The 26177-nt window shown below is 68.2% G+C and carries 23 protein-coding genes; 17 read left to right on the top strand and 6 right to left on the bottom strand.

Translation table 11 applies throughout. The features are described 5' to 3' along the window. Positions 1 to 50 precede the first annotated feature (50 nt). The 6 genes from FFG40_RS09650 (at position 51) to FFG40_RS09625 (ending at position 7555) form a co-directional block, all read left to right on the top strand. On the top strand, positions 51 to 3491 hold the full coding sequence (locus FFG40_RS09650) for a DEAD/DEAH box helicase (protein WP_138803033.1): 3441 nt from the start codon (positions 51 to 53) through the stop codon (positions 3489 to 3491). A gap of 67 nt (positions 3492 to 3558) precedes the next feature. After that, positions 3559 to 4350 carry an HNH endonuclease family protein gene (locus FFG40_RS09645; protein ID WP_138803032.1) on the top strand — a complete coding sequence of 264 codons (792 nt, stop codon included), beginning with the start codon at positions 3559 to 3561 and terminating at the stop codon, positions 4348 to 4350. A 76-nt stretch (positions 4351 to 4426) separates the two neighbouring features. Further along, on the top strand, positions 4427 to 5092 hold the full coding sequence (locus FFG40_RS09640) for a GPP34 family phosphoprotein (RefSeq protein WP_138803031.1): 666 nt from the start codon (positions 4427 to 4429) through the stop codon (positions 5090 to 5092). Positions 5093 to 5251: 159 nt separating this feature from the next. Beyond that, positions 5252 to 6055, top strand: coding sequence for an SDR family oxidoreductase (locus tag FFG40_RS09635; protein WP_027465177.1), 804 nt, complete (start codon positions 5252 to 5254; stop codon positions 6053 to 6055). Between the two features lie 95 nt (positions 6056 to 6150). After that, a complete protein-coding gene (locus FFG40_RS09630; protein WP_138803030.1) occupies positions 6151 to 6573 on the top strand; it encodes an SseB family protein in 423 nt (140 codons plus the stop codon). 283 nt (positions 6574 to 6856) lie between these two features. Next, positions 6857 to 7555, top strand: a complete 699-nt coding sequence (locus FFG40_RS09625; RefSeq protein WP_138803029.1) for a hypothetical protein — start codon at positions 6857 to 6859, stop codon at positions 7553 to 7555. A gap of 1 nt (position 7556) precedes the next feature. Here the strand turns inward: FFG40_RS09625 and FFG40_RS09620 are convergent, their stop codons facing one another. The 3 genes from FFG40_RS09620 to FFG40_RS09610 form a co-directional block, all read right to left on the bottom strand. Next, entirely contained in the window at positions 7557 to 7862 is a 306-nt protein-coding gene (locus FFG40_RS09620; protein WP_138803028.1) for a DUF4190 domain-containing protein, read from the bottom strand. Positions 7863 to 7871: 9 nt separating this feature from the next. Next, entirely contained in the window at positions 7872 to 11375 is a 3504-nt protein-coding gene (locus FFG40_RS09615) for a TM0106 family RecB-like putative nuclease (protein ID WP_138803027.1), read from the bottom strand. Positions 11376 to 11442: 67 nt separating this feature from the next. Then, a complete protein-coding gene (locus FFG40_RS09610; RefSeq protein WP_241660336.1) occupies positions 11443 to 11661 on the bottom strand; it encodes a DUF1653 domain-containing protein in 219 nt (72 codons plus the stop codon). Positions 11662 to 11707: 46 nt separating this feature from the next. Between FFG40_RS09610 and FFG40_RS09605 the strand changes: the two genes are divergently transcribed. The 4 genes from FFG40_RS09605 to FFG40_RS09590 all read left to right on the top strand — a co-directional run bounded on the left by FFG40_RS09605 (position 11708) and on the right by FFG40_RS09590 (position 14281). Then, the gene (locus FFG40_RS09605; RefSeq protein ID WP_138803026.1) at positions 11708 to 12322 is read left to right on the top strand and encodes a TMEM175 family protein; all 615 of its coding nucleotides are present in this window, start codon (positions 11708 to 11710) and stop codon (positions 12320 to 12322) included. Positions 12323 to 12463: 141 nt separating this feature from the next. Further along, the gene (locus tag FFG40_RS09600; RefSeq protein WP_138803025.1) at positions 12464 to 13216 is read left to right on the top strand and encodes a hypothetical protein; all 753 of its coding nucleotides are present in this window, start codon (positions 12464 to 12466) and stop codon (positions 13214 to 13216) included. A gap of 91 nt (positions 13217 to 13307) precedes the next feature. Beyond that, on the top strand, positions 13308 to 13805 hold the full coding sequence (locus FFG40_RS09595) for a thioredoxin family protein (RefSeq protein WP_138803024.1): 498 nt from the start codon (positions 13308 to 13310) through the stop codon (positions 13803 to 13805). After that, positions 13802 to 14281, top strand: a complete 480-nt coding sequence (locus FFG40_RS09590; protein ID WP_138803023.1) for a DUF4395 domain-containing protein — start codon at positions 13802 to 13804, stop codon at positions 14279 to 14281. Before FFG40_RS09595 ends, FFG40_RS09590 begins: the two co-directional genes overlap by 4 nt. Positions 14282 to 14554: 273 nt before the next feature. Here FFG40_RS09590 and FFG40_RS09585 read toward each other — a convergent pair whose 3' ends face one another. Continuing rightward, the gene (locus FFG40_RS09585) at positions 14555 to 14983 is read right to left on the bottom strand and encodes a hypothetical protein (RefSeq protein WP_138803022.1); all 429 of its coding nucleotides are present in this window, start codon (positions 14981 to 14983) and stop codon (positions 14555 to 14557) included. 165 nt (positions 14984 to 15148) lie between these two features. Between FFG40_RS09585 and FFG40_RS09580 the strand changes: the two genes are divergently transcribed. The 7 genes from FFG40_RS09580 (at position 15149) to FFG40_RS09550 (ending at position 21804) form a co-directional block, all read left to right on the top strand. Next, complete coding sequence (locus tag FFG40_RS09580) at positions 15149 to 15820, top strand: ATP-binding cassette domain-containing protein (RefSeq protein ID WP_260678911.1); 672 nt, start codon at positions 15149 to 15151, stop codon at positions 15818 to 15820. Continuing rightward, complete coding sequence (locus FFG40_RS09575; protein ID WP_138803020.1) at positions 15820 to 17112, top strand: hypothetical protein; 1293 nt, start codon at positions 15820 to 15822, stop codon at positions 17110 to 17112. The genes FFG40_RS09580 and FFG40_RS09575 overlap by 1 nt, the downstream gene beginning before the upstream one ends. Continuing rightward, positions 17109 to 17714 carry a hypothetical protein gene (locus tag FFG40_RS09570; protein WP_138803019.1) on the top strand — a complete coding sequence of 202 codons (606 nt, stop codon included), beginning with the start codon at positions 17109 to 17111 and terminating at the stop codon, positions 17712 to 17714. Before FFG40_RS09575 ends, FFG40_RS09570 begins: the two co-directional genes overlap by 4 nt. Continuing rightward, on the top strand, positions 17696 to 18283 hold the full coding sequence (locus FFG40_RS09565; protein WP_138803018.1) for a hypothetical protein: 588 nt from the start codon (positions 17696 to 17698) through the stop codon (positions 18281 to 18283). The genes FFG40_RS09570 and FFG40_RS09565 overlap by 19 nt, the downstream gene beginning before the upstream one ends. Positions 18284 to 18444: 161 nt before the next feature. Next, positions 18445 to 19332, top strand: a complete 888-nt coding sequence (locus FFG40_RS09560; RefSeq protein ID WP_138803017.1) for a MurR/RpiR family transcriptional regulator — start codon at positions 18445 to 18447, stop codon at positions 19330 to 19332. An 8-nt stretch (positions 19333 to 19340) separates the two neighbouring features. After that, positions 19341 to 20264: an N-acetylmuramic acid 6-phosphate etherase gene (murQ, locus tag FFG40_RS09555; protein WP_138803016.1), complete on the top strand. Its 924-nt coding sequence runs from the start codon at positions 19341 to 19343 to the stop codon at positions 20262 to 20264. A 46-nt stretch (positions 20265 to 20310) separates the two neighbouring features. Continuing rightward, positions 20311 to 21804, top strand: a complete 1494-nt coding sequence (locus FFG40_RS09550; RefSeq protein WP_138803015.1) for a PTS transporter subunit EIIC — start codon at positions 20311 to 20313, stop codon at positions 21802 to 21804. 220 nt (positions 21805 to 22024) lie between these two features. On the opposite strand, the gene FFG40_RS09545 is transcribed toward FFG40_RS09550, so the two are convergent. Together FFG40_RS09545 and FFG40_RS09540 are read right to left on the bottom strand one after the other, a co-directional pair. Beyond that, positions 22025 to 25108: a Z1 domain-containing protein gene (locus tag FFG40_RS09545; RefSeq protein ID WP_138803014.1), complete on the bottom strand. Its 3084-nt coding sequence runs from the start codon at positions 25106 to 25108 to the stop codon at positions 22025 to 22027. Next, positions 25105 to 26127 carry a PD-(D/E)XK motif protein gene (locus FFG40_RS09540; protein ID WP_138803013.1) on the bottom strand — a complete coding sequence of 341 codons (1023 nt, stop codon included), beginning with the start codon at positions 26125 to 26127 and terminating at the stop codon, positions 25105 to 25107. The genes FFG40_RS09545 and FFG40_RS09540 overlap by 4 nt, the downstream gene beginning before the upstream one ends. Positions 26128 to 26177 lie beyond the last annotated feature (50 nt).

Here is a 26177-nt window from a genome sequence, read left to right as displayed (position 1 = left end):
CGCACAGGGTGGCGGCGGGGATCGTCGGTGGCGACTGGCACGATGGTCCCGTGCCTGCTGCCCCGATGATCGACGCCGTCGACGTCATCCGCTTCGTCGGGCCGCAGACCTTCGGCCGCGCACGCGACGTCGTCCGCGCCGGCCTGGTCGACGACGCCACCTGGCACGACGACGACGGCACGGTCACCGCGGTCGTGTCCGGCACCGCCGACGACCCGTACGAACTCCGCGTCGACACCACCCCCGCGCGCGGCGACTTCGTCCGCCCGGTCCGCAGCACCTGCAGCTGCCCGCTCGGCGGCGACTGCAAGCACGTCGCGGCCGCGCTCCTCACCATCAACGCCCGCGCCCTCGCCGCGAACGCCGGCCCACGCCCGGAAGCGCCGGCTCCGCCGCCCTCGGACTGGAGGCACGACCTCGCCCGCCTCGCCGGTGACGACGAGCGGGCGCCCACCCCGCAGGGCACCCGGATGGGACTGCAGTTCGAGTTGCGTGACGCGGTCCCCGCCAAGCTCGCCTCGCGAGCCCGTGCCGCCGGCCGCGCCCTGCCGGCGCCGTCCCGCAGCGTGCGGCTCGGGGTCCGTCCGGTGACCCGCAGCGACGCCGGCAACTGGGTGCGCGGGCAGCTGACCTGGGGCACGCTCCCCTACTCGCAGAACCGGCTCGGCGTCGGTGCCGAGCAGCACGCCTGGTTCCTGCAGCTCGCCGCCCTCCACCGCGCCGGGCAGCTCGCGGGCCTGCCGGGTGAGAGCGACTGGCTGCACCTCGACGACTTCCGGAGCCCCCTGCTCTGGCCGCTCCTGCAGCAGGCCGCGGCGCTCGACATCGCGTTCGTCACCGGCAAGCGCGAGGGCGGTGCGGTCCTCGGCACACAGGCCCAGGTGCTGCTCGACGTCGCCCGGCACGACGACGCCGTGGTGATCGCCGCGAGTGCCGTGCTGGACGGCCGGCCCGTGGTGCCCGGAGCAGCGCGGATGATCGGCGACCACGGCGTCTACGTGTTCCGCGAGAGCCCCGAGTTCACGGTCGCCGTCGCCCCGACCCCGGCGCCGGTGCCCGAGGACCAGCGCCGCATGCTCGTCGAGGGCACCCGGATCACCGTGCCGACCGCCGAGGTCGACGAGTTCCTGGCCGACTGGTCACCCCGGCTGCGTGGTGCCCTCGGCTTGGTCAGCTCCGACGGCTCGGTGGAGCTGCCCGAGCGCACCCCGCCGGAGCTCGTGCTCACCGCGACCTTCGAGCCGGCCCGGGCGCCGCGCACCGACGACCGCGTGCACCTGCACTGGCGCTGGCACGTCGACGGCCGGAAGGACCCGGTGTCCCTGCACGGCCCGCTCCCCGACCTGTCCGGGCTCCGTGCCGCCGACGATCCGACGGGCACCGACGTTCCTGCCAGTACCGATGATGCCTCCGTGGCGGACCCGGCCGCGGCGGTGGAGCCGACCACGTCGACGACGCCGGCCGACGACGCGACGCAGGCCGGGCCTCCCGTCCGCCCTGCCGGACCCGGTGGCGGACTGGACTGGTTCCAGGACGGCACCATCGACGGGGCCGACGTCGCGGTGTTCGCGAACGAGTTCCTGCCCGAGCTGCCGTCGCTCGGCGTCCGCACCGTCGTGCGTGGTGAGCGCCTCGACTACGAGCGGTTGAGCGGGCGGCCGCACATCCGGGTCACGACGATGCCGTCGGACAAGCACGACTGGTTCGACCTCGGCATCATCGTCAGCGTCAACGGCAAGCAGATCCCCTTCACGCCGCTGCTCACCGCGCTCGCGGGTCGGCAGCGACGGCTCAAGCTCGTCGACAACTCGTACCTGTCGCTGGCCGACCCCGCGTTCGACCGGCTCAAGGAGCTCATCGACGAGGCCCGCGACCTGGACGAGTGGGAGCCCGACCAGCCGATCGCCGTCACGCCCCTGCACGCCGGGCTGTGGTCGGAGTTCGACCTGCTGGCCGACGAGACCTCGCACGACGAGCGGTGGCAGGCGATCGCCTCGGGGCTGCTCGGGGCGACTCCCCCGGGTGACGTCCCCGTGCCGGACACCGTGCACGCCGACCTGCGGCCGTACCAGCACGCCGGGTACGCGTGGCTGTCGTTCCTGGTGACGCACGGCATCGGCGGGGTGCTCGCCGACGACATGGGGCTCGGCAAGACGCTGCAGGTGCTCGCGATGGTCGCCGCCCGTCGTGCCGCGGAGCCCGACGCGCCGCCGTTCCTGGTCGTCGCACCGACCTCGGTCGTCGGCAACTGGGCCGCCGAGGCCGCCAAGTTCGTGCCGACGCTGCGGGTCGCGACGGTGACCTCGACGTCGCTGAAGGACCCGGGGCTCGTCGCCCGGACCGCCGCTGCGTCGGACGTCGTCGTCACCTCGTACGCGCTGCTGCGGCTCGACGCCCGCGCCTGGACCGACCTGCCGTGGTCGGCGCTGGTGCTCGACGAGGCCCAGTTCGTGAAGAACCCGCAGTCCCAGACCCACCGTGTGGCCTCGGAGCTGCAGGCACCGGTGAAGTTCGCGATCACCGGCACCCCGCTCGAGAACGGCCTGACGGACCTGTGGGCACTGTTCCACATCGTCGCGCCCGGGCTGCTGTCCACCTGGACCCGGTTCGGCGACGACTACGTGAAGCCCCTCGCCTCGCCCGAGCTCCGCGGCGAGGCCCGACAGGAACTCACCGGGCGGCTCCGCCGACGGATCCGGCCGCTCATGCTCCGCCGCACCAAGGAAGCCGTCGCGGCCGACCTGCCCCCGAAGCAGGAGCAGGTCGTCCGGGTCACGCTCGACCCCGCGCACCGGGAGCTGTACGAGCGCACCCTGAACCGGGAGCGCCTGAAGGTCCTCGACCTGATCGACGACCTGTCGAAGAACCGGATGATCGTGTTCCGGTCGCTGACGCTGCTGCGGATGCTCGCGCTGTCGCCGGCGCTGGTGTCGTCCGGGTCGGCGTCAGCGGACTCGGACGTCACGTCGGGATCGACCCCGATCCCCTCGGCCAAGCTCGACCTGCTGCTCGACGAACTCGAACAGCTCGCGGCTGAGGGCCGTCGCGCCCTGGTGTTCAGCCAGTTCACCTCGTTCCTGCGGATGGTGTCAGACGCCCTCGACGCCCGCGGCATCGGCTACGAGTACCTCGACGGCTCCACCCGCAAGCGCCCGGAGGTCATCGAGCGCTTCCGGCAGGGCACCGCCCCGGCGTTCCTCATCTCGTTGAAGGCCGGCGGGTTCGGGCTCACCCTGACCGAGGCGGACACCGTGTTCGTGCTCGACCCGTGGTGGAACCCCGCCGCCGAGTCCCAGGCCGTCGACCGCACGCACCGCATCGGGCAGACCCGGTCGGTCAGCGTCCAACGGTTCATCGCCGAGGACACCATCGAGGAGAAGGTCCTCGCCCTCGCCGCCCGCAAGGCCGAGCTGTTCGCCACGATGATCGACGACGACGCCCTGTTCGCCGACGACCTGACCGCCGACGACATCCGCTCCCTGCTGACCTGAGCCGCTGCGCACACCGCCGCACCGCCCGCACCACCGTTCCGCCCCGCACCACCTGGAGTCCCACCGCATGACGTCCCGCCGACGCCGCAGCCGCATCACCCTGACCTCCGTCCTCGTCGTCCTGGCCCTCGCCGTCGGCGGCTACGCGCTCGATGCGTCCGGCGTCCTCGGGCCGGACGCCGACGCGGCGGGCACGACCGGGGCGGGCGGTCCCACGGCCGGGGAGACGACCACCATCGGACCGCAGCAGGCGTCGTCGGGGGCGACCCCCGCCTCCAGTCCGACCGTCAGCCGCGGAACCGACGCCGACGCGGTCCGCGCACGCACCCAGCTCGCCGACCTGCCCGTCAAGGGCAAGGCAGCCGGCACCGGCTACGACCGCACCGGTGACTTCGGCAGCGCCTGGCTCGACGTCGACCACAACGGGTGCGACACCCGGAACGACGTCCTCGCCCGCGACCTCGCCGACATCACCCGCGAGGGCCGCTGCAAGGTCCTCACGGGCACCCTCGTCTCCCCGTACACCGGTGCGACGGTGGACTTCGTGCGCGGCAACACGACGTCGACGCTCGTGCAGATCGACCACGTCGTCGCGCTCGAGAACGCCTGGCGCACCGGGGCCCAGCGGCTCACCGAAGCCGACCGGCAGGCGCTGGCGAACGACCCGGTGAACCTGTTCGCCGTCGACGGCCGGTCCAACTCGCAGAAGGGCTCCGGCGACGCTGCGACCTGGCTCCCCGCGAACAAGGCGTTCCGCTGCACCTACGTCGAGCACCAGGTCACGGTGAAGGCGAAGTACCGCCTGTGGGTGGCCCCGGCGGAGCGGGACGCGATGGTGCGGGTGCTGGACGCCTGCTGACGTCGGGCGGTGCGGCGCCGCTGGGTGTCGGCTCGGAGGCCCGGCGCACCTCCGCCCCGCGTGGCAGGCTGCGGGCATGGCTGAGCAACTCACGGTCCCCCAGGCGTTCGCGCTCCTGCAGGTCGAGCCCGACGGACGCCACGCTCTTGACGGTTCGACGCTCGACACGGGTCTCGCGGGAGCGGTCCTCGCCGACCTCGCGCTGCGCGGTGCCGTCTCGCTGCAGGACGGACTCGTCACCGTCGTGAACGGCGCCGCAACGGGCGACCCCGTGCTCGACGGCGTGGTCGGCTCCATCGCGGCGGCCGGTGCACCACGCAAGGCGAAGTGGTGGGTGAGCCGACTCGGCAAGCGCCAGCTGCGCGACGACGTGTTCGCCGGACTCGTCGAGCGCGGCGTCATCAGCATCGAGCAGGGGAAGGTGCTCGGCCTCTTCCCCACCACGAAGCACCCGGAGCGGGACGGAGCCCCGGAGGCGCTGCTGCGATCCGGCATCGGGGACGTGCTGGCCGGCCGCGCAGGACCCACGCCGTTCTCCGCCGCGGTCATCGGCCTGCTCGACGCGACGTACACCCTGCGGAAGCAGTTCGGCGCCGTCGACAAGGACCTGGTCAAGCAGATCACCTCGGGCTCCTGGGCGAGCCCGGCGGTGAAGGCGGTACTCGAGGAGATCGAGGCCGCGACGATGGTCGTGATCATGGCGGCGACCATGGCAACGACGACCTCGATCGTCACGAGCTGAGGTCGGCAGCGTGATGGTGCGGGTGCTGAACGCCATCTGACCCGGCCGTTAAACGACAGGTGTAGTCTAGGTCTCTCGATGCAGATGCATCGATCGGACTCGCTGCCCCACCGCGGACCCCGAGCCCTTCACCGTCGAAGACCTCAGGAGGCCTCCCCCATGCCCGAAACCAGCACCGTCACCACCCGCTTCGCCGACCGCGTCGTCCTCATCACCGGCGGCGGCTCCGGCCTCGGCCGCGCGACCGCCGTCCGCCTGGCCGCCGAGGGCGCCGCGCTCTCCCTGGTCGACGTCTCCGAGCAGGGACTCGAGGCGACGAAGACCGCCGTGCTCGAGGCCACCCCCGACGCGCAGGTCCTGACGACCGTCGCCGACGTGTCCGACGAGGCCCAGGTCGACGCCTACGTCACCGCCACGACCGAGCGCTTCGGCCGCATCGACGGCTTCTTCAACAACGCCGGCATCGAGGGCAAGCAGAACCCCACCGAGTCCTTCACCGCCGCCGAGTTCGACCGTGTCGTGTCGATCAACCTGCGCGGCGTCTTCCTCGGGCTCGAGAAGGTGCTCAAGGTCATGCGCGAGCAGGGCTCCGGCATGGTCGTGAACACCGCGAGCGTCGGCGGCATCCGCGGCATCGGCAACCAGTCCGGGTACGCGGCAGCCAAGCACGGCGTCGTCGGCCTCACCCGCAACTCGGCCGTCGAGTACGGCCGTTACGGCATCCGCATCAACGCCATCGCCCCCGGAGCCATCTGGACGCCCATGGTCGAGAACTCGATGAAGCAGCTCGACGCGGAGAACCCGCGCAAGGCCGCTGAGGAGTTCATCCAGGTCAACCCGACGAAGCGCTACGGCGAGGCCCCCGAGATCGCCGCCGTCGTCGCCTTCCTGCTGTCGGACGACGCGTCCTACGTCAACGCGACGGTCGTCCCGATCGACGGCGGGCAGTCGGCCGCGTACTGAGACGGTCGCCTCCGACGCCCGGCCCACGTCCGCGTGCGCCGGGCATCGGCCTGGAGGCGCGGCTCGGCCCCGCCGTGTCCGCCGACCGTGACAGCATGGCTGGCGTGAGTACCGATGAGACGAACGGATCAGCCTTCGGCCGAGGCGTCGACAAGGCCCCGCCGACCGCGGCCGCCGAACTCCGACGGAGGATGGCGGCCTCGCCCGCGGGCTTCCTGCGCAGCGCGGCGTGGGTCCCCTGGAAGGCTGCGGGCACTCCGGAGGCCGGCAGCGTCGCCCACGTCATGATCCGCGACAAGCCGTTCGTGCCCGTCTTCACCGACCCGGACGAACTCGCCGCCGGGCTTCCCGAGGCCGAGGGGCGTCCGGTGCCGATGTCGGAGCTCGTGTCCGCGCTCCCCGATCAGTTCGGCATCGTGGTCGACCCCACGAGTGCGGCCGAGGCGAACTTCCTGCATGCCGACGTCCTCGCCGAGATGCGGGCGCAGATGCAGGGTGGCGTCCCCGGAAGCTCGTGATCGTACCGGCCCGCAGTGTTCGGTCGTGGCCAGCCGGTCAACCCAGTTCTGGGGATCGCTCACGTCGGCGTCGCCCATCAAGATGGGTCCGTCGTACTGAACGGACGGGGGAACGACGATGCCGTTGGGCGGGCCAGGACCACGAGATTGGTCCCCTCCGGAGTACTCGTCAGGACCCTCGCGAAGTGGTGCTCGGCGGCTGCCGACACTCCACGCCCCATCACCGCTGCTGAACGCGAAGCCACGCAGGCGCACGAGGCCCTGGGCGTTCGCCACCCTTGCGATGTTGCTCGGCGTCGGCAGCGTGGTCATCGCGCTCGTCGAGCCGCAACATTCCGGGATCCAGACGGGCTTCATCGTCTCGACGATCGGCATCTCGGCGATCGTCTTCGGCGTGCAGGCGGTCAAGACAGCACGATGGGGCTCGGCCGCGGCGCGGGCGTTCGGTCGCGGAGGGGCGATCCTCGGCAGCGTCGGGACGGCGCTGATGGCGTACGCGGTGATCGGGTCGGCTCTGGTGGGTACCGGTGTCCACCTGCCAGCACTCTCGCTCCCCCTCGACGGCCGGAGCACTGTCGTCGGGACGGTGGCGGTCCCGTTCCGCTCGGCGGCCGCTGCCCCGGTGGAGTCTGCTGCGCCAGCAGCGACACCGGAACCTGCCGCGCCGCCGGCTCCGGCTCCGACTCCGGCGACTGTCGAGACCGAGCGGTCGGCCGTCGTACAGAGCGCGGGCACGCTTGCCTTCGTCATGGAGCAGAGGTTCGGCGCCGGTCCATACCCGTCGACCTTGTCCGTGGGGATGACCGCGCCGGAACGGATCCTGCTGCCCGACGGCACCGGGCTCGCTGCCGTTCCTGATGGCGCACGCGTCCTGTACTCCGTCGCCCCGGACGGCACCGCGTGGTCCGTCACGATCATCGGAGCGCAGTTCGGTGCGGTGGCGACCTACAGCTCGACCATCGGCACTGTCGAGTCGGGGTGAGTCACCAGGCAGTCCCGGCGCCGACGAAGATGCTGAGGAACGCCAGGCTCCCGAGGATCAATCCGGTCACGGCCATCCCCATGCCACGGGCACCACGGTTCGCCCGGATCACCCCGCAGATTCCGAACACGATCGCGAGCACATCGGGGACGAATCCGAGAAACAGTCCGATGAAGAAGGGGATCCACGTGACGAGGAAGCCCCAGATGCCGAGCACGAGGGCTGCGACGGCGAACCCGTTGCCCGATCGCTGCGGGTACGGACCCGCCATCGGCTGGTGCGGGTCCGGTGGCATCTGGTAGCTCATCCGGAAATCCTACATGTCACTCCGCTGCGGGTCGACGAGCTCGATGAAGCGGGACAACAGGGACAGGCCCGCGATCGACGGGGGCAGCCCGGTGGTCAGCGCCGGTGAGTGCACGAGGTATGCCGCCCACTTCGCCCGCGAGATCGCCACGTTCAACCGGTTCGGCATGAGCAGGAAGTCGAGGCCGCGCGGGATGTCCGCCGCACTCGACGCCGCCAGGGACACGATCGACACGACGGCCTCCCGGCCCTGGAACAGGTCGACCGTGCCGACCTGGGTGCCGGTGAAGCCCGCGCGGTCGAGCTCCTGCCGGATCAGTGCCCCCTGCGCGTTGTACGGCGCCACCACGATGACGTCCTCGTCGGTCAGCGCCCGGGTGTCGGAGCCGTCGGTCCAGGTGCGGCCGACGACGTCACCGACGAGCGCGACGACCCGGGCGGCCTCTTCAGCCGAGGACGTCGTGTTGCCCGCGTGCACGACCGGCACGGGGTGCACACCCGCCTCGATGCCGTCGAGGTGCCGACCGGAGACCATCGAGGCGAGCTGCCCGTCGTAGGACAGGGCCGACACGGATTCGGTCAGCGCGGGCTCCATGCGGCGGGTGCGAGCGAGGAAGTACCCGAACTCGGGCGGTAGGACGTGTTGTCCGTCGGCGAGCCAGCCGAGCGCGGACTCGTCGACGGGCTCGGGGTGCGAGCCCTGCGACACCTGGGGCAGCTGCTGGGGGTCCCCGAGCAGCAGGAGCCGGGTCGCGGCGACCGACGAGGCGATGGTCGGGGCGAGGGAGAACTGTCCGGCTTCGTCGACCACGAGCAGGTCGAGGGACCGGCGCTCGATCGTCGACTCGTTCGCGAACGTCCACGCAGTGCCACCGACGACACCACCGGTGCCCGAGGCCTCGCACGAGGACAGGAACGCGGCGACCGCGGCACCGTTCTTCACGGGGGTCCAGGCTGCGGCGTCGAGCTCGTCCTCGGTCGCACCGGACTTCGGCACCTTCACGACCCGGTCCGCGGGGACGCCGGCGTTCACGACCGAGGTCAGGAAGTTCTCCGACGTCGCGTGCGACTGGCCGACGACCCCGACGCGCCAGCCGTACTCGCGGACGAGCCGGGCGACGACGTTCGAGCCGACGTAGGTCTTGCCCGTGCCGGGAGGGCCTTGGATCGCCAGGTACGAGCGGTCGAGGTCGAGCAGGGTCGAGACGACGGCCGACACCGTGTCGTCGCCCTGCACCGGGACGATCGGGCCACGCGGGGGCACCCGTCGCAGCAGGTCGAGCGCAGGGTCGGGCAGCATCTCGGGCAGCTCGTCGAGTACGGCCTGACCCCACCACGCGATCGCCTCGGGCTGCGGCTTCGCTCGGGGCGGTGCCGACGGGGCGAGGGCCACGGGGAACTCGTGGTGCGGCTCGCCGCCGACGGGCAGTCCCTCTTTCACGAGGACCTCGACGGCATCGCCGTTGTCCCGGACGTCCACGATCACGGCGCGCGACGAAGCGCCCTTCGACCCGGGGCCCGGGGAGGCGACCGATGGCGGAAGTGGGTCGTCGTACACCAGGTGGGGCGTGCCTCCAGGCCGGAGCCGCGAACCGGGGGCGAGCGTCCCCGACAACCGGAGTTCCCGCGACTGCGACCGGGCACGCGGCAGCGTGTCCCAGTCGCGCTCGACGGACGCCCGCTCCACGACCAGGACGTCACGCGTGTCGGCCCAGTCGTCGACCGGGTTCCGCAGGCGGTCGAAGTGGTCCTGCCAGAAGGTCTTGGCCTCGCGGCGGTGGTAGTCGATCGCGGCCGCGGCGAGCGCCAACGCGGTCTGGTCAGGGGTGCGGTCGAGGGCGTCGACGTCCTCGAGCTGCTCGGCCAGCGCGACGGACACCGGATTGGGTTCGCGCTCGACGGGGATCGGTGGGACCTCGAGCTCGAGCGACGGGTCGGCCGCGTCGGGGTCGTCGGTGCGCAGCGAGCGGAGCCAGTCGCGCAGGCGCAGGGTCGAGCGGCAGTCGTAGGCGTTGTAGTCGGCGACCTGGTCGAGCATCCGCTGCCCCTCGGCCGCGTCGCCGTTCCGGAGCTCCTCGATCGCGTCGACGTAGGCGGTGATGCTGTCCGCGGCGTTCGTGACGTCGCTCTCGCGCAGGTCCGACCCCATGTACAGCGGTTCGAGCTTCTTGATGGAGTAGCTGTGGCTGCCGACGACCAGGGCCTTGCGGACGATCGGGTACAGGTCGACCAGGACCCCGGCTCGGAGCAGGTCGTCGACGGCGTCCTCGCCCACGCCGTGCCGGGCGGCGAGTGACAGCAGGTGCGTCCGCTCGTAGGCCGCGTAGTGGTAGATGTGCATGCCCGGGTACTGCTGCCGCCGGGCCTCGATGAACGCGAGGAACTGCTCCAGCGCAACTCGTTCGTCGCGGATGGTGTGTGCCCAGAACGCGGTGAACTCGGCGCGGTCGTCGACCAGGCCGAACAGGTAGTCGAGGCCCCAGTGCACGCCGTCCTCGGTGTGCAGCGGGTCGCCCTCGAAGTCGAAGAACACGTCGCCCTGGTCGGGTGCCGGGATCGCGTCGAGCGCCCGGGCGTCGAGCACCTCGAAGCGCGGCTTGACGGGCTGGTCCGGCCCGTCGGCGCCCTTCCGTCGGGCGTCTTCCGACTCGATCTGGAGGCTCGCCTGACGCACCAGCCGATCCTGCGTCGCGCGGGACAAGCCCGGCACTGCCCGGGTGCGGACCGCCAGGTCGTCGATCGTCCGCACCTCGTGCTTGATCAGCTTCGCCCGTTGGTCGAGGCGCATGCCCGCGACGAGGACGAGGTCGCGGTGCTCGGCGACCTGGGTCGAGCAGACGGCGCAACGGCCACAGCTCGAGTAGCGCGGGTCGCCCCACTGCAGCGGTTCGTCTGCCGCGATGCGCTCGGCGATGACCCGCTGCAGTTCGGCGCGCTGCGTGCGGTACACCGGCGCGATGTCGGCGAGGTCGTGCGTGGTCGTCGTCCGGTCGCCGAGCACCAGGTGCACCTGCTCACCGGTGGGGATGCCGTGCGCCTGCATCTGCTCGGCATAGGCGGCGAGCTGCAGCAGGGCGCTGATCTTGGCGTGGCGGGCGAGCTTGGTGTCGTAGACCTCGTACTCGCCGCGGTCGTTGCGGATGATGAAGTCCGCGAAGCCGATGAACCCGGGCTCGTCGGCCGTCGGCGCTGCGTGGAACGTCGGCTGGTACAGCACGTCGGCAGCGTCGGCGAAGGCCTGTCGTGCTTCGGCTGCGGCGCGTGCGTAGTCCGGCGGGGCAGGGCGGTCGAACTCGACGACGTCGCGGGTCTGCTTGAGGATCTCGAGGTAGTCGAGCTCGTGCTGGTCCCCCAGCCGTGCGGTGCGCTCGAGCATGTCGTCGTGCACGTCCGGCAGGGCTTCCCCGCGACCGAGCTTGGCGTCGAGTCGGCGGAGGAACGCCCACTCGCAGGCCGACCACGTGCTCAGGTCACTCGGGCTGAGCAGCACGTGCCCGTCGACGCCGATCTGCATGCGCTCCCCCGTCTCTATGGTGCGCTGAAAGCCTAGGGGCGGGCGCCGACACCGGTTGCTCGGGCTGTCAGCTGCCGACCGGCACGAACCGGGGCCCGTCGTACCCGTCGCGGGTGACGTGCGCGGTGAAGTCGGCGAGTGATCGGACCCAGTGCCCGCGTTCGCCGTACAGCGCCTGGTACACGACCACGGGCTCCTCGGTCTCGACGTCACGGGCGACCAGGACGACTTCGTAGTCGTTCCCCTTGAAGTGCCGGTACCGCCCGGGTGTCACGTCGAAGCTCACGCCCCGATGCTAGGGCGGCGGCCCGTGCACTCCCTACACTCACCCCATGACGGAGCACGCACGCACCGAGCACGCCCGCACGGACCGCGGACTCGACCGCCTGGTGAACTTCTCCGATGCCACCGTCGCGATCGCCATCACGCTGCTGATCCTGCCGCTGGTCGACATCGCCAGCGAGATGTCCTCGGGCGAGAGCGCCGGCGACCTCCTCCGGGAGCACTGGCCCGCCCTGCTCGAGTTCCTCATCACGTTCTGGTTGATCTCGCGGTTCTGGATCCTGCACCACCAGGTGTTCGAGCACGTCCGGTCCTACAACCCACGGATCATGCAGCTGAACTTCGTGTGGCTCATCAGCATCGTGTTCCTGCCGTTCGCCGCCAACCTGCTCAACAGCGGCGAGAACGACGACCGTGTGGCACACGCGCTCTACCTCGGCAGCATGGTCGTGACGAGCCTGGCGCTGACCGCGATCGAACTCGTGCTCCGACGGAACCCCGAGTTGCTCGCCACGCCGCTGGGCGACTCGGCGCGTGGTCTCATCGCCGCCGGACTGCTGTCGGCGGCGCTGGTCTTGTCGGTGGTGTTTCCGAGCATCGGCCTGCTCTGGGCGCTGCTGTTGCTGTTGCAGGGCACGGTCGCCCGGCTGCTCCGACGCGTCTGAGCACGATGCGCTCCGGTTCGCCTGTCCACGACCGTACTGCGGCACCCCGTTCGAGCGTGTGCACGGCCCGAGCGGTGGGACCATGACCGCGCGTTCTGCTTGACTGAGCAGCACGGGGAACGAGCACCACGGGGGAACGACATGACCGCACTGAGCACTCGCGAGCGGGACCGTCGCGCACAGCGTGTCTTCTTCGTCGTCATGGCGGTCGTCCTGGCGGTCGCGGACGTCTGGCTGCACTTCCACGCCGGCGTCATCCGCCCCTCGGCCTTTTGGGTCCCCACGGTCGTCGGACTCCTGTACGGCGCCGTGGTGTGGCCGCTCGGCCTGCGTCAGGAGTCGAGGTGGTGGCCGAACCTGGTCGCGGCGGGGTTCCTGGGTGGCTTCCTCGTCCTCATCGCGACGAAGACGTTCTCGCCGTACGCATGGTTCCTGGCGGTGGTGATCGGGACGTTGCTGTTCCAGGCCGCCCTCCCGCCGAAACGACCCGCAGCGCGGGTCGCCGCCAGGCTCCCCCTGACCGACGTGCGACCGTGGACCGGCTCGGGAGTCACGGCCACGGCCGTCGAGCGCCCCTTCGGCAAGAGTCGGACGAAGCCGACCGTCGCTCTCACCACGCAGGACGGGGCCACCGCGTTCCTGGTGATGGAGCTCGCCTCGTTCTTCGACGGTGATGCGGCGATCGCAGAATCGGCGAACGGCGAACAGCTGACCTTCCTCACCAGGAAGGGCGTCGCGGCGAAGTCGTCCGTCCTCGACGACGCGACGACGGGGATGGCCGACGGCACGCTGTTCCTGCACTCGGCGAAGGACGAGTCGCGGCCTGCCGCCGTCTTCAGCGACGACGACGCCGCCGCGTTCGAGCAGTGGGTCCGCACGCTCCCCGAGGACTGAGCCCCCGCCGAGCCCGGCGCGACGCGCACAGCTCCGCGTCACATCCGGTCACGTTCGACAGCAGTTCGTCGGCTGCGCGTACCGTCGCCGTGTGACCTTCGGAACCGCAGTGGCCGTGCTCGTGGGGGTCCTCGCGCTCGCGACGGTCCTCGGTCTCCTGCTCCGCCACCGGACCGGTCGAGCCCGGTCGGCGGGCAGCGCCGCGTCGACGAGGCAGGACGCAGACGGCCTCGCGCTCGACACCGATTACGGCACCGCCGCCACGTTCGTCCAGTTCTCGACGCCGACTTGTGCGCGGTGCCCGGCGACCCGGCGCCAGCTCGCCTCCGTCGCCGATCAACACGAGGGCGTCCGACGCATCGAGATCGACCTCGCCGAGCACCCCGAACTCGCTCGCCGCTTCGACGTGATGCAGACGCCGACGGTCCTGCTCCTCGACGCCAACCGGACCGTTCGCACCCGCTTCGGAGGCCCACCCCGCCCACCCGAGCTCACCGCAGCCCTCGACGCCGTCCTGACCGCAGGCAGAACAGACACCACACGCGGCACAGGCACCCCAGGAACCACCGGCACCCAGGAGTCCCGATGACCACCCCGAACGACCCCGACCGCGGCATCGACCCGCGCTCCCCACGCTTCGGCGCCGCCATCACCACGGTGCTCCTCGCCGCGACGATCGTCCTCACGCTGATCCCCGAGACGTGGGTCGCCGGCATCGTGCTGCTCGCGGTCATCGTCGTGCTGTTCGCCGTCGGAGGCATCGCGGGCATCCGCCGACACCCCTACGGCGCGCTCTTCCGACGGGTCGTCCGCCCACGCCTTGCCCCGCCCGCCGAACTCGAGGCTCCAGAGCCCCCGACCTTCGCCCAGCGGGTCGGCCTGTTCGTGACCGCGGTCGCCCTGCTCCTCGCACTGCTCGGCGTGCCGTACGCCGCACCGATCGGTGCCGCGGTCGCCCTGGTCGCCGCGTTCCTCAACGCCGTCTTCGACGTCTGCATCGGCTGCCTGCTCTACGTGTGGCTGGTCCGCGCGGGGGTCTTCCGTCCGCGACGCGGCGTCGCCTGACGGCGTCCGGCCTGGAGGCCCGCCTCGCCTCCGCCCCGCCGCCCGCGCCGCGAGTTCGGTCGCGCCCACCGCCCGGCGAACAACCAAAGTCACCTCGCGCCGCGCAATTCCACGGTTCGAGGTGACTTTGGGTTTGCGACGGCGGAAGCTCGATGCCCAAACTGACCGCGACGGCCACGAAGCGGGCGGACCAGCCGGGGAAGCCAGCGACGCGGTACCGGCGGGGGTGACAGGGCCGGCCAGCCGCAGGCGCGACCGACCGGCGACACCGGCTCAGTAGGACTGGCGCACCGTCGTCACCGACAGACGCAACGCCGGCTCGTACGACGCCCCGTTGAGCGCCGAGATCGTCCAGTGGTAGCGGTCCGGCCGGGTCATCACACCCCAGTCACTCCTGCCACACGTGTTGACCTTCGTGCCCATGCTCTTGTCCGGCAGAAGACCTCGTTCGTCGTAGAGCCTCACAGACGCGGACTTGAAGCCACTCGCATTGCCAGAGATCCGGCAGCCGGCGAACGCCGTCGCGGTCCGGACCCTGTCCTTGTGCGGGTCCTGCCAGCTTCGTGAGTTCTTGCCGATGGCGACGCCGGTCAGCTTCGACGACCACGCGCCCTCAGCGAATGCCGGCGACGCCGCGAGCACTGTAGCGAGCACGACTCCCCCGGAGACGATTGCGGCCGCACGACGACTGATGTTGATCATCTTGATTCCCCCTTGAGTAGTGGCGCGGAAGGTCCGAGCCGATCGAACGCTAATGTACGGTGAAACATCAATGCAAGGTTCCAGGGGGTTGTCTTGGCCGTTCAGATCGATGAGCTCGCTTTCGGGTACCGACGAGACCACCATGTCTTCGCGTCCCTGTCAGCGGTGTTCCCGAGCGGCGGCAGCGTCTTGCTCGGGCCGAACGGGGCCGGTAAGTCGACGCTGCTCAGCCTCGTCGCTGACGCCCTTCGACCGAGTTCGGGGACGATCCGTGTCGACGGTCTGGGCAGACCTAGCGATCGTGCGAGCCGACGGAGGTACCGCCGAGGGGTGGCTTGGCTTCCGCAGCGGAGTGGTGCCTTCCCCGGGCTCTCCGCTCGAGAGCACGTCGCCTACTGCGGCTGGTTGAAGGGACTCTCGCGCAGAGATGCCTGGGACGGTGCCGTGGCAGCCTTGACCGCGGTCGATCTCTCCACCCGATCCGATGTACGGGCCAGCACCCTGTCGGGCGGGCAGATCCGCCGTCTCGGCGTCGCCGGTGCGCTGGTCTCGGGAGCGCAGTGGATCCTGCTCGACGAACCCACCGCGGGGCTGGACCCAGCGCAACGCGCACGATTCGCGCAGGTGATGCAGAACCTGCCGCGCGAGATCTCCGTGATCGTCTCGACGCACCAGACCGAGGACGTTGCTGCGACGTACGACCACGTGACCGTGCTCGTGGACGGACACGTCCCGTTTTCCGGTTCCGTCGACTCTTTCACGGAACCGTTCCCGGGACTCTCCCCCGCAGATGCGATCACCGCCTCGTACGCACGGTTCACGAGCGAGGACGACTGATGCGCCCGATCGTCCCGTGGCGCAGTCGCGCAGCAGTGTGGCTCCTCGCGCCTGGACTGCTCGGCGTGGTCGCTTACAGCGTGCAGTTCTCGTCTGAGACGTCCGTCTCGGGGTACTGGCCGGCCGCGGTCGCCGGCGCCGCGATCTTCTTGGTCTTCTCCTGCGGTGTCGCTGCGACTGCCGCGGCGTGGGAGGGGAAGCGCTACCGCGCCGGCACAGCATTCATCCAGACCAGCAGTCGATCGAGTGCGACGATCTTCGCCGATCATCTGTGGACACCACTCGCCGCCGGCATCCTGCTCCAGGCCGTCGCCGTCGCGCTCATGAGCCGCGACACCTGGGGTGCTCCGGGTGCCCCGTCGCCGCTCGTCGGACTGACGTTCGCGAGCATCCTGTTCTTCCACACGTGCATCGGGTTCGCCATCGGTCGCTGGCTCCCGCCGGTCGCGTCGCTGCCGCTCAGCCTGCTCGCGTCGTACAGCTGGCTCGGCTTCTCGTGGTCCGTGGACTACTTTCCGCTGCGCTACCTCGCCGGCCTCGTGACGTCAGACTGCTGCTCTGTCGAGACGTCGTTGGATCCACGGGCGCCGATCATCGCAACCGCCTTCAGCGCATTCGCGGGAGTCGGTCTGCTGATCATCGCGGTCGCTCGACGCACGAGTGGCGATCGGCTCCACCGCTTCGGGGTCCAGATCGGCGCCAGCTTGTTCGTGGTCGTCACGGTCGTCGCGCTCGTGTCCGGTTCGGGGCTGGGCGCCGCGCCGATCATCGAGCGTCCGCAGGCCGAATCGATCTGCAGCGGCAACCGTCCGACGATCTGCTTGTTCCCGGAGCAGCGCGCCGACGGCGACTCAGAGGCCGTGATCCGGAAGGCCGCCGAGAACCTCAGCCACTCGGGCATCACGATCCAGCCGACGATCCGGGCGAGCAACGCACCCTCGTCTCCGGACGACCTGAACATGATCGTGCAGGTGCGGATGACGAACGCCGACCTCGTGCACAGCCTCACCACCTCGGTCCTGGGCGACGCAGAGGTCGCGTACTGCGAGTCCGAACCAGACGACACCGAGCGACTCAACGACGCCGCCGTCGCGAACCGCTGGCTCGTCGACGTGGCTGCCCGCGGGATCGTCGATGCGGATCGCGTGGAACCCGCGCTGGAGATGAACGATCCCTCGGCACTCCGAGAACTGCGGAAGGCCCCGGTGCCGGCGCAGGCAGCGTGGGTCACCGCGACGGTCCACCGCCTGATCGACTGCTCGATCGGCCACATCGCAGTGCCGGCCGCATGACCTGGTGGCTGCGTGTGCACCGCACGGTGGCCCTCCTCGGGCTCACGACCTCCGTCACGGTGCTCACGATCGGCCTCGGACCGATCGGCATGCTGTTCCCGTCGTTCGGCGGTGGCGCTCCCTTCGCGATGATCCCCGTCGCTGCGGTCGGACCGCTGGTGCTCGCGATCGCGGCGGGTGCATCGATCAGTCGCGCACCGTTCCCCGCTCCGACCCGACGGACCGACCTGCTCGAGCTGAGCACCGTCCTGGTGGTGATCGGACTGGTGTGCGCGATCGGTACCGTCGGCCTCATCCTCGGCGCGCATCCCGCTGTCTCGCTCGCCACCATCCGGAACACCATCGCGTTCTGTGCGCTCGCGGTGGCCAGCCGCGCGGTGCTCGGTGATCGCTACCAATCCGTGCCGGGCGTCCTGTACTTGCTCGTCGCAGGGCTGTTCGGACGCGGAACGCCGGATCGCCCTGCCGTCTGGGCCAGCATCGTCACGACGAACACCGAGCTGACCTACTGGCTGTTCATTGCGCCGATCGTCATCGTCGCGGCCGTCGTCACCGTCGGGCGATCCGCTCCTAGGGTGGGGGCATGGGGGAACTCGAACTGACAGCACGTCGCGCCTGGCGGCGGACGACCTTCCTTGCGCTGATCGGAGCCGTCGTGGGCGCCGTCATCGGCTGGCTGCTGGCCACGACCGAGTCGGGCGCCGTCGCAGTCTTCACCGTCGTCGGCTTCGGCGCGTCCGTCGGTGGCCTGGCCGGCACCTTCTCGATCCTCGCAACGACGATCGGGATGTCGACCGCGATGCAGGCCACGACGGCGGGGCTCTCCCCTGTCGGCAAGCGCATGGTGACGCAAGCGATCAAGACCGGCAGCCCGATCCAGCCGCACGAGTCCGATCTCGCCCTCCGAGCACACGAGCACGCACGACTGCTCTCCACCTACCAGCCGCTCGCCCTCGCCCAGTTCCTGCTGCTCTACGTCGGCATCGCCGGCATCCAGTTCCCGAGGCTCGCGGACGACGACGTCTTTGGCTCGGCGTTCGCCCGGTTCCTCTGCGCGGCACTGCTCATCACCGCACTGATCATGACGCCGATCCTGCTGCGAGCGGCACGTCGATCGCGGCGGTACCTGCAGGCGTCGACCGTCGTGGCAGCCCCGGCCTCGCAGGCCTGACGAGCACGACCGCCCGCACAACCAAAGTGCGTCCGAGCCGCGCGATCCCGCGGCGCGGGCGCACTTTGGTTGCGCGAAGCCGAACCGCACCGCCCGCCCCCGTAACACGCAATTTACTTTCAGAACTGGCGCTCTCTCACGAAAGACGCTTTCATGGCGGGATGACGATCACCGAGCGGTCCGAGCGCGCCGACGCCTTCGCCCTCGTCCGCACCCAGTCGGCGAGCATGCCGTCGAGCATGCGCGCCATCGCCGACGCCGTCCTCGACGACCCTGCAGCCGCGGCCACCACGAACGCCACGGACCTCGCCGGCCGAGCCGGGGTGTCCCCCGCCACCGTCTCCCGGTTCGCCCAGCACCTGGGCTTCGCGAACTTCGCCGCCCTGCAGCGGAGCATGACCCGGGCAGTCGAACGCGGGATCCACGAGCGTGAGTCCACCGAGATCCACGCCGGGGTCGCGGTCGACGACGACGTCGCCACCGTGATCGCGAAGGTCACCGAGGACGTCCGCGCGGTGATGGCCGACACCCGCGCCGCGCTCGACCCGCACGCGCTCGAAGCAGCGGCAGCAGCCGTGAGCGACGCCCGCCGCGTCGTCCTGTACGGCGTCGGCGCGAGCGGCATCGTCGCCCGCGACCTGCACCTCAAGCTCGAACGCATCGGCATCGTGAGCTCGATCGCCGACGACCCGCACAACGCCCTGACCCTGGCGAGCGTGATCGGCGAGGACGACGTCCTGGTGCTCGTCAGCCACTCGGGCTCCACCGTCGAGACCCTCGAGGTCGCCCACGCCGCCCGAGCCCAACACGCCACGATCGTCGCGATCACCGGCCACGCCTCCGCCCCGCTCGCCGTCACCGCCGACCACGTCCTGCTCGGTGTCGCCGGTGCCGAGAGTGCCCTGCGCCCCGCGGCCATGGGCAGCCGGATGAGCCAGCTCGCCATCGTCGACACCCTGTTCATCGTCGTCGCGCAGCGCACCGACGAGCGCTCCCAGCCGCTCCTCGCCCGCAGCCGCGATGCCGTCCGCACCCACCACCGGAACTGAGCACCACCATGAACCAGACGCACGAAACCCACGACGCCCTCCGCGACGAACTCGCCGCCCTCACCACCGAGGCGACCGACCACTCTCTGGACGACATCGACACGATCTCCACGCTGGAAGCTGCCCAGCGCATGAACGCCGGAGACCGCAGCGTGCCTGCGGCACTGGAGCCGTGCCTCCCGGCCATCGCCCTGGCGGCAGACTCGATCGCCGCAGCGTTCGCGCGTGGTGGCCGGCTCGTCTACGTCGGCGCCGGCACGCCGGGCCGGCTCGGCGTCCTCGACGCCAGCGAGTGCCCGCCCACCTTCGGTACCGACCCGAGCCAGGTGGTCGGCCTGATCGCCGGCGGCGGCCCCGCCCTGACCACCGCGGTGGAGGGCGCCGAGGACGACGAAGCAGCGGCCGTCCGCGACCTCGACGCGCTCGGCCTGACGGCCGACGACGTGGTCGTCGGGATCAGCGCGTCCGGCAGGACGCCCTACGTGATCGCAGCCATCCTGGAGGCCCGGCGCCGCTCCGCCCTGTCGGTCTCCGTCGCGTGCAACCCCGACTCGGCCGCGGGGCGGGAAGCGGACATCGCCATTGACGTCGTCGTCGGCCCCGAGTTCATCGCCGGATCGACCCGCCTGAAGGCGGGCACCGCGCAGAAGCTCGTGCTCAACATGCTCACCACGCTCGCGATGGTGCGCAGCCACAAGACGTACGGCAACCGCATGGTCGACGTGCGGGCGACGAACGCGAAGCTCGTCGCCCGGGCGTTCTCGCTCGTGCAGGACGTCACCGGCGCGCCCCCCGCCGAGGTCCAGGCGGCGCTCGACGCCTCGGACGGTGAGGTCAAGACCGCCATCGCCGTGATTCTGACCGGCGCCTCGGCTACCGATGCCCGCGAGCGCCTCGATGCTGCTGCTGGCTCGTTGCGCGCCGTGCTGTAGACCCCGTTCCCCCTTTTCCGTTTCCTTTCCCCCGAGGAGCACAGCAATGCCCGATGCCCAGCAACTCGCTCAGCAGATCCTCGACGCCGTCGGCGGTTCCGCGAACATCGCCGACGTCGAGAACTGCATGACCCGCCTGCGGGTCGAGGTCATCTCCGACTCGTCCGTCGCGCTCGACGACCTCAAGGCCACCGACGGCGTCATGGCCGCCATCGCGGCCGGCTCGAACCTGCAGATCGTGCTCGGCCCGGGTCTCGTCGACCGCGTGGCCGACGACCTGGAGGCCCTGCGCACGGCCGCCCCGTCGGCTGCGGCTGGTGGGTCTGGTGCGTCGCCCGAGGAGCTCGCTGCTCGCGGTGCGTCCATCAAGGCGACCGCGCGGTCCCGTTCCGACGGCCGCACCATGCGCGCGATCCGGAAGATCTCCGCGATCTTCATCCCGCTCATCCCCGCGCTGATCGCCTGCGGGCTGATCGCCGGGATCAACGGCATCCTGACGAACCTGGGGTGGGTGCCCGGGGTGACGCCGTTCCTCGGTGTGCTCTCGTCCGGCTTCCTGTCCCTGCTCGCCGTGTTCGTCGGGATGAACGCCGCGAAGGAGTTCGGCGGCACGCCCATCCTCGGTGGCGCGGTCGGCGGCATCATCGTCGCGGCCGGCGTCGCGAACGTCACGGTGTTCGGCGAGACCCTGGCTCCCGGACAGGGCGGTGTGCTCGGTGCGCTGGCGGGCGGCATCCTCGCCGCCTACGTCGAGCGCTTCATGCGGCGCGTGACTCCGGACGTCATCGCGCTCATCGTCGTGCCGACCGTGACCGTGCTCGTCGCCGGCTCGATCACCCTCGGCGTGCTCATGTCCGTCGCCGGTGTCGTCTCGGTCGCCATCGGTACTGCTGCGACCTGGCTGCTCGCGAACGGCGGGGCGTTCGCCGGCTTCGTGCTCGGAGGCCTGTTCCTGCCCCTCGTGATGACCGGGATGCACCAGGGGCTCATCCCGATCCACACCACGCTGATCGACCAGACCGGGTGGACCGTGCTGCTGCCCGTGCTGGCGATGGGTGGCGCCGGGCAGATCGGTGCCTGCATCGCGCTGTGGGTTCGGTTCCGTTCGAACGCTTCGTTGGTGCGGACCATCCGCGGTGCACTGCCGGCTGGGTTCCTCGGCGTCGGTGAGCCCCTGATCTACGGCGTGACGCTCCCCTTGGGTCGGCCGTTCATCACCGCCTGCATCGGTGGAGCGTTCGGCGGCGGTGTCGTCGGGCTGTTCGACCAGCTCGGGCACTCCGTCGGGGCGATCGCCATCGGGGCCTCGGACCTGTCGCTCATCCCATTGCTGAACGGCTCGTCCGGGTACGGGTGGGCGTTGCTCGGGTACGGGTCGGGGCTCGTGGTGGCGTACGTCGTGGCGTTCGTGGCGACGTTGTTGTTCGGGGTCTCCGCGTCGGTCAAGGCTGATCTGGAGGCGCAGTCAGCCCCTTCGGCCAGCAATCCCGTTGCTCCGGATGCCCCGGTCTATGTGCCACTTACGCCAACACAGCCCTGACACCCCGCCTGCAATAGGAGGGACCATCGCCGCAAGTACCATAAGCGGGTACAACTCGACTACGCCAAAGTAACCAAAACAAGACTCCGGTCCAAAACCTACGCTGCGAACGGCCCAGCAGCCAATTCACGAGCACCGGAAAGCCTTGTCTCAAGCGTGTTCGCAATCAAATAAGCTCCCACTCGAATACCGGTAACCGAGAAACGTCCACCCACTAGTGTCATGTCTTATCGACGATAACTGAATCTCTCAAATCAGTGCGACGCACCCGGAATCCGACCCGGCCAGCTGGGGCCGACTTGAACGGGAAAACAAGCGAGAATAGGCTTGCAACGTCCAAGGACGAAAGTTCTTTCGCTTCTAACGCCTCTTGAATGACGAGCTTGCGCTCGTCGTTTGGAGTCCGAGTGAGATCAGGGTCGGGTGAGAACGTAAGAAGGATCGCTCCTCGCGTTCCATCCCCCATAAGTGATTCGGCTTCGGGCCCGCCATAGCGCGCTTGGGGATGGCCAGCGATGTGTTGCAGCGCATGCCGTTGACGGAACGAACTGCCAGAAAAACCCGGACGGTCTTGACGCCTACTGCGCTTGAGGAGTGGAACACTGACACCATCAACTAATGCGCGATACGGCGTCAGGTCAGGAGTAAGTACAACCCATTCCGTTAAAGTTCCTTCCTCAATGGCCATATCCATCAAGCGGAGCGTTGGGTCAAGCGTGTAATCCTTCGCCCATTGGAAGCGCGCGAGGCGATCACGAACTTCTTGCGCCGACACGAGATTAGTCCACGCCTTGAACGTCTTGGTAGTCGAATTGGCGTCGCCGAGCGCCTCTTCATCCCCCTCGACGTCAAGATTGGCAAGACGATATGTGAATTCAGTCCGCGCCTTTTCCTCGCCCAACTCCTGGGCCCAGGAGTTTACGAGCGCAAAGTGCTTTGAGTTTACCCCCTCCGGCCGAGAGGCCTGACGAGGAAAGTCTTTCACGCTGCCACCGTCCCCCTCGAACTCCAACTCAGCGTTATACATCTTGTTACGCGCGGAAGGGCGGAGCCAGGGCAACGACTGGAACACCAAAGGAGGAATGTCAATAGGTCGTATTACCGGCCGACCATCCTCCCGGAGCAACGAGAACTTCAGAAGCTGCCGGCGGAAATCACGCTCATCACGAAGAATTGCCTCGAACGCTTCGTAGAGATTGAACGCTTTCCCCCGAGTGTCAATTGCTTGGGTGGCGATGTACAGACGCACAAGATCACCGTAGCCTTTCCGGAAACCGAACCAGCGCCCCATCTGCATGAGGCTGTCGGCTGCTTGAGAACGACGGCGATAATACGTTATCGTCAACTCCTCGACGGTAAAACCGCGACTGAGCTTTGCACCGCCGACCAGTATTCTCCAGACTCGGCCAGCTTGGAAGTCAAGCTTCTGGTAATCGGAGTTATTGTCACCGTTCACGACCACAACGGGCGAGTTGTGAGCCGTCATCCTGTCGATGGCCCGACCGAGATGCGGAATCAGCTCGCCAAAATCCTCAGGCAAGGAGAGGTCGCCCCATTTCCCCGTGCCAAGACGCGATCGCCAAACCGGAAGAAAGTCAGAAGCAAACAGCGTCCGAAGCCGCTCGATCGCTGAGGGTGTCGAGTATCCAGCAGCCTCCCATAACCTGTCGATGCGCTTGGCCATGTCAGCATGGGACTGCGTAGTCACAGACTCGTGCACGAGCATCGTGTGATGATGAAAGGAGACTGCCTTTCCCCCGACGGAATTCAGCTCAGGGTTTGCCTCACGCCAAAGCTTGATCGCTCCGGTAAGCACGAAAGCATCGATGGCCTCTGAAAGCTCGTCATCTTGATTAGGTAGACGATCAAGCTCTCGAACGAACGCAATTCGGTTAGATTCTCCAGGTCCCTGCACTACATCGTCGGAAAACCCATCAAGATCATGGAAGGCCGCGCCGCCCATGTACTCCTTACTCGGGTCTAGTGAATACACGAAATCCTTCGGGAAGATGTCGGCTACATCTTCTGGATCTACGAACACATTGGCAAACGGAGTCGCTGTATACCCGACGTACTGGGCACGCTTGAGTAGAGCCAGAAGCTCAGCAAGCCGCCGATTGATCGCGGTTCGCTCCTTTTTCCCGTCTGCATCCACCCGGCCCAATTGGGTTGTGTTTACAGACGCAAGATCCGCCTCGTCGTCTAGAATCAGAGTCGGAATTTCTCCAAGATCCGCGTGGATCTTTTTGAGGTCGGCTAGAATCTTCGTTAAGACTGAGGAGTTCTTCTTGATCACCATGAGGCGAACGTCGGTACCAAATAGGTTCTCGGGTGCCCAAACCCCCTTATTCGGGTAACGCACTTCATTACCAGCCCGAAAGTCCAAAGCAGGGAGACCTTGTTTTAGATCCTTGTAATCATCTGTGGACGTGGTGAGCCGGCGGATCCGTGGGATACCTTCAGTTGCCCAGAACTGTGAACCATGTCGGACGAACTTATCCTCTCGCCAATCCTGATCGTCGCTTCGCCAGTAGTCGACGTCCATTGCCTGAGATTCGTCACTCCCGTCGACGCCCCCAAGGATGTTTTCTCGGCCTACGAGCTCTTTGTCGAGCCGCCGCTGAGTCTGATTGCGCAAGATATCGTAGGTCCCCGTGAGAACTATGACGAGACGGTAGCCAGCATCCATGGCTTTGGCAATGACGCCTGTGAAGTTGGCAGTTTTCCCGCTCTGCACATGTCCAACGACGAGCCCCTTAGCCTGGTAGGGCACTTCGGCGCACGGCTCCGACAATCTGCTGACAATCCGGTTCGTGGTGTCATCGATGTCCTGGATGGAGGTCGGCGGTAGCGTTCGCTCGAGGACAGCACGGTAGGCGTCCCAATAGAAGGAGTGAGACTGCCGGACTTCGGGAGTATACCAAGGCTCCCAGTCGACATCTTCAATGAAGACATTCTTGGCTCGATTAGGAGGGAATGTCTCGTTGATCTTCGCTGCAGCTTCTGGGGAGAATGCAAGGCGCGTCAATATCAAGTGCCTACGCTCGTCGGTGAGGGGCAGGCTGTCGTGAACCCACTTCGCACTCTCGGCGAGGTCCCACGCCCCAAGCTGAAGGTGAAATGCGGTTGACTGCGATTCTCCCACCGAGAATAGAAGTTCCAGTAGCACAGCTTCGTTAACTGGCGACTCGTCGGCAAATCCGAGATTCCGGTTTACCTCCTCAAGCAAGGCGCGAGGCCCGAGACCCTTCATCCCGTCGAGCGCGTCCTTCGTGACAGTCCGCAACATCTCGGCTCCGGTCATGTTAACTTCTCCCCAGTCAGGTCCCGAAATGGCGCCGGCATGACGACTGGATCGAGATTGCTCACGTCAATTCGATAATTGATGCCGGAAACTAAGTGCGCTCGTGGTACCACTTGTTGCAGGCGCAGGCTCGTGATAGCTGGAAATGTGTCGTCGACGAGATAACCAGTCGGGGCGGTTCGGAGCACCCAACGCCGTGGATACTGATCCGCATCGACTGGTCGCCAACCAACTGTCATGAGACGCTCGTCAAAAATGCGAGTGAGCTGCACACTAAGTCGTCGACGAACCGCCGTAATTTGATCCCCGAGGGTTCTAGCACTGCTCGCGGCGCCACCAGCGGTGAGCTGGATCGACAACAGGTACAGCGGCCTCGCGAGCGTTGGCTCGAGTTGAGTTGGGGAATTGACGAGATGGACTCGCGCCTCACTACGCGTGGTTTTCACCTCGGCATCAAAATCGGCAAAAACAAAATCGTGCTCCTCGTTCGCTGGTCCAACCCATGCTTCCATCACCGCTTCAGGAGCGAGTACTTCAATCGCGTTCTCAAAGACGATCAGTTCGCCGAATAGGCCAACTTGGGCCTCGTCACTCAACTTCTGCCTTCGCTTGAGAATTTCTTGGAAGGATTCAACGCTCACCGCAGCCGCTGTTGCAAAGCTCGTACCACCACGCATCAAGTCCACGATGGCCGCCATTACGAGGTAGGCCTCATACTGATTGCCCTCTGCGTCGACACGAAGCTCGACCCAACTTCCGTTGGCGAGCTCGTCAAGTAGATCGATCTCGAATCGCTCGAAACCGGACAGCTCGGGAACACTCCCCGTTGCAGGGGTCCGTAGACGGATCTCTGTTTTGGAAGGGTCAAACTCTAGAAAGACGTCAGGTGCGTGTAGAACTTTACGCACGGTCTGGAACCCAGCCGAAAAGTAGGCCTCAACGTCCTCTCCGCTCAACCGTGCACCTCGGGTCACGTCGTCGTTCATCTGGTTCAGTCCTCCCACGTCGCCATCGCCCACGGAGCTGATCTTAGATGGGAACGCTTCGCCTCAAGTATCGCGACGCACGT

This window comes from Curtobacterium sp. KBS0715 (assembly GCF_005938005.2).
Taxonomy (GTDB): domain Bacteria; phylum Actinomycetota; class Actinomycetes; order Actinomycetales; family Microbacteriaceae; genus Curtobacterium; species Curtobacterium flaccumfaciens.
This window is presented reverse-complemented; position numbering and strand designations above follow the sequence as displayed.

Coding starts and splice junctions, on each gene's coding strand:
- FFG40_RS09645 (WP_138803032.1), top strand. CDS start 3,559: ATGACGTCCCGCCGACGCCGCAGCCGCATCACCCTGACCTCCGTCCTC.
- FFG40_RS09640 (WP_138803031.1), top strand. CDS start 4,427: ATGGCTGAGCAACTCACGGTCCCCCAGGCGTTCGCGCTCCTGCAGGTC.
- FFG40_RS09635 (WP_027465177.1), top strand. CDS start 5,252: ATGCCCGAAACCAGCACCGTCACCACCCGCTTCGCCGACCGCGTCGTC.
- FFG40_RS09630 (WP_138803030.1), top strand. CDS start 6,151: ATGGCTGGCGTGAGTACCGATGAGACGAACGGATCAGCCTTCGGCCGA.
- FFG40_RS09625 (WP_138803029.1), top strand. CDS start 6,857: ATGTTGCTCGGCGTCGGCAGCGTGGTCATCGCGCTCGTCGAGCCGCAA.
- FFG40_RS09620 (WP_138803028.1), bottom strand. CDS start 7,862: ATGAGCTACCAGATGCCACCGGACCCGCACCAGCCGATGGCGGGTCCG.
- FFG40_RS09615 (WP_138803027.1), bottom strand. CDS start 11,375: ATGCAGATCGGCGTCGACGGGCACGTGCTGCTCAGCCCGAGTGACCTG.
- FFG40_RS09605 (WP_138803026.1), top strand. CDS start 11,708: ATGACGGAGCACGCACGCACCGAGCACGCCCGCACGGACCGCGGACTC.
- FFG40_RS09600 (WP_138803025.1), top strand. CDS start 12,464: ATGACCGCACTGAGCACTCGCGAGCGGGACCGTCGCGCACAGCGTGTC.
- FFG40_RS09590 (WP_138803023.1), top strand. CDS start 13,802: ATGACCACCCCGAACGACCCCGACCGCGGCATCGACCCGCGCTCCCCA.
- FFG40_RS09585 (WP_138803022.1), bottom strand. CDS start 14,983: ATGATCAACATCAGTCGTCGTGCGGCCGCAATCGTCTCCGGGGGAGTC.
- FFG40_RS09575 (WP_138803020.1), top strand. CDS start 15,820: ATGCGCCCGATCGTCCCGTGGCGCAGTCGCGCAGCAGTGTGGCTCCTC.
- FFG40_RS09570 (WP_138803019.1), top strand. CDS start 17,109: ATGACCTGGTGGCTGCGTGTGCACCGCACGGTGGCCCTCCTCGGGCTC.
- FFG40_RS09565 (WP_138803018.1), top strand. CDS start 17,696: ATGGGGGAACTCGAACTGACAGCACGTCGCGCCTGGCGGCGGACGACC.
- FFG40_RS09560 (WP_138803017.1), top strand. CDS start 18,445: ATGACGATCACCGAGCGGTCCGAGCGCGCCGACGCCTTCGCCCTCGTC.
- murQ (WP_138803016.1), top strand. CDS start 19,341: ATGAACCAGACGCACGAAACCCACGACGCCCTCCGCGACGAACTCGCC.
- FFG40_RS09550 (WP_138803015.1), top strand. CDS start 20,311: ATGCCCGATGCCCAGCAACTCGCTCAGCAGATCCTCGACGCCGTCGGC.
- FFG40_RS09545 (WP_138803014.1), bottom strand. CDS start 25,108: ATGACCGGAGCCGAGATGTTGCGGACTGTCACGAAGGACGCGCTCGAC.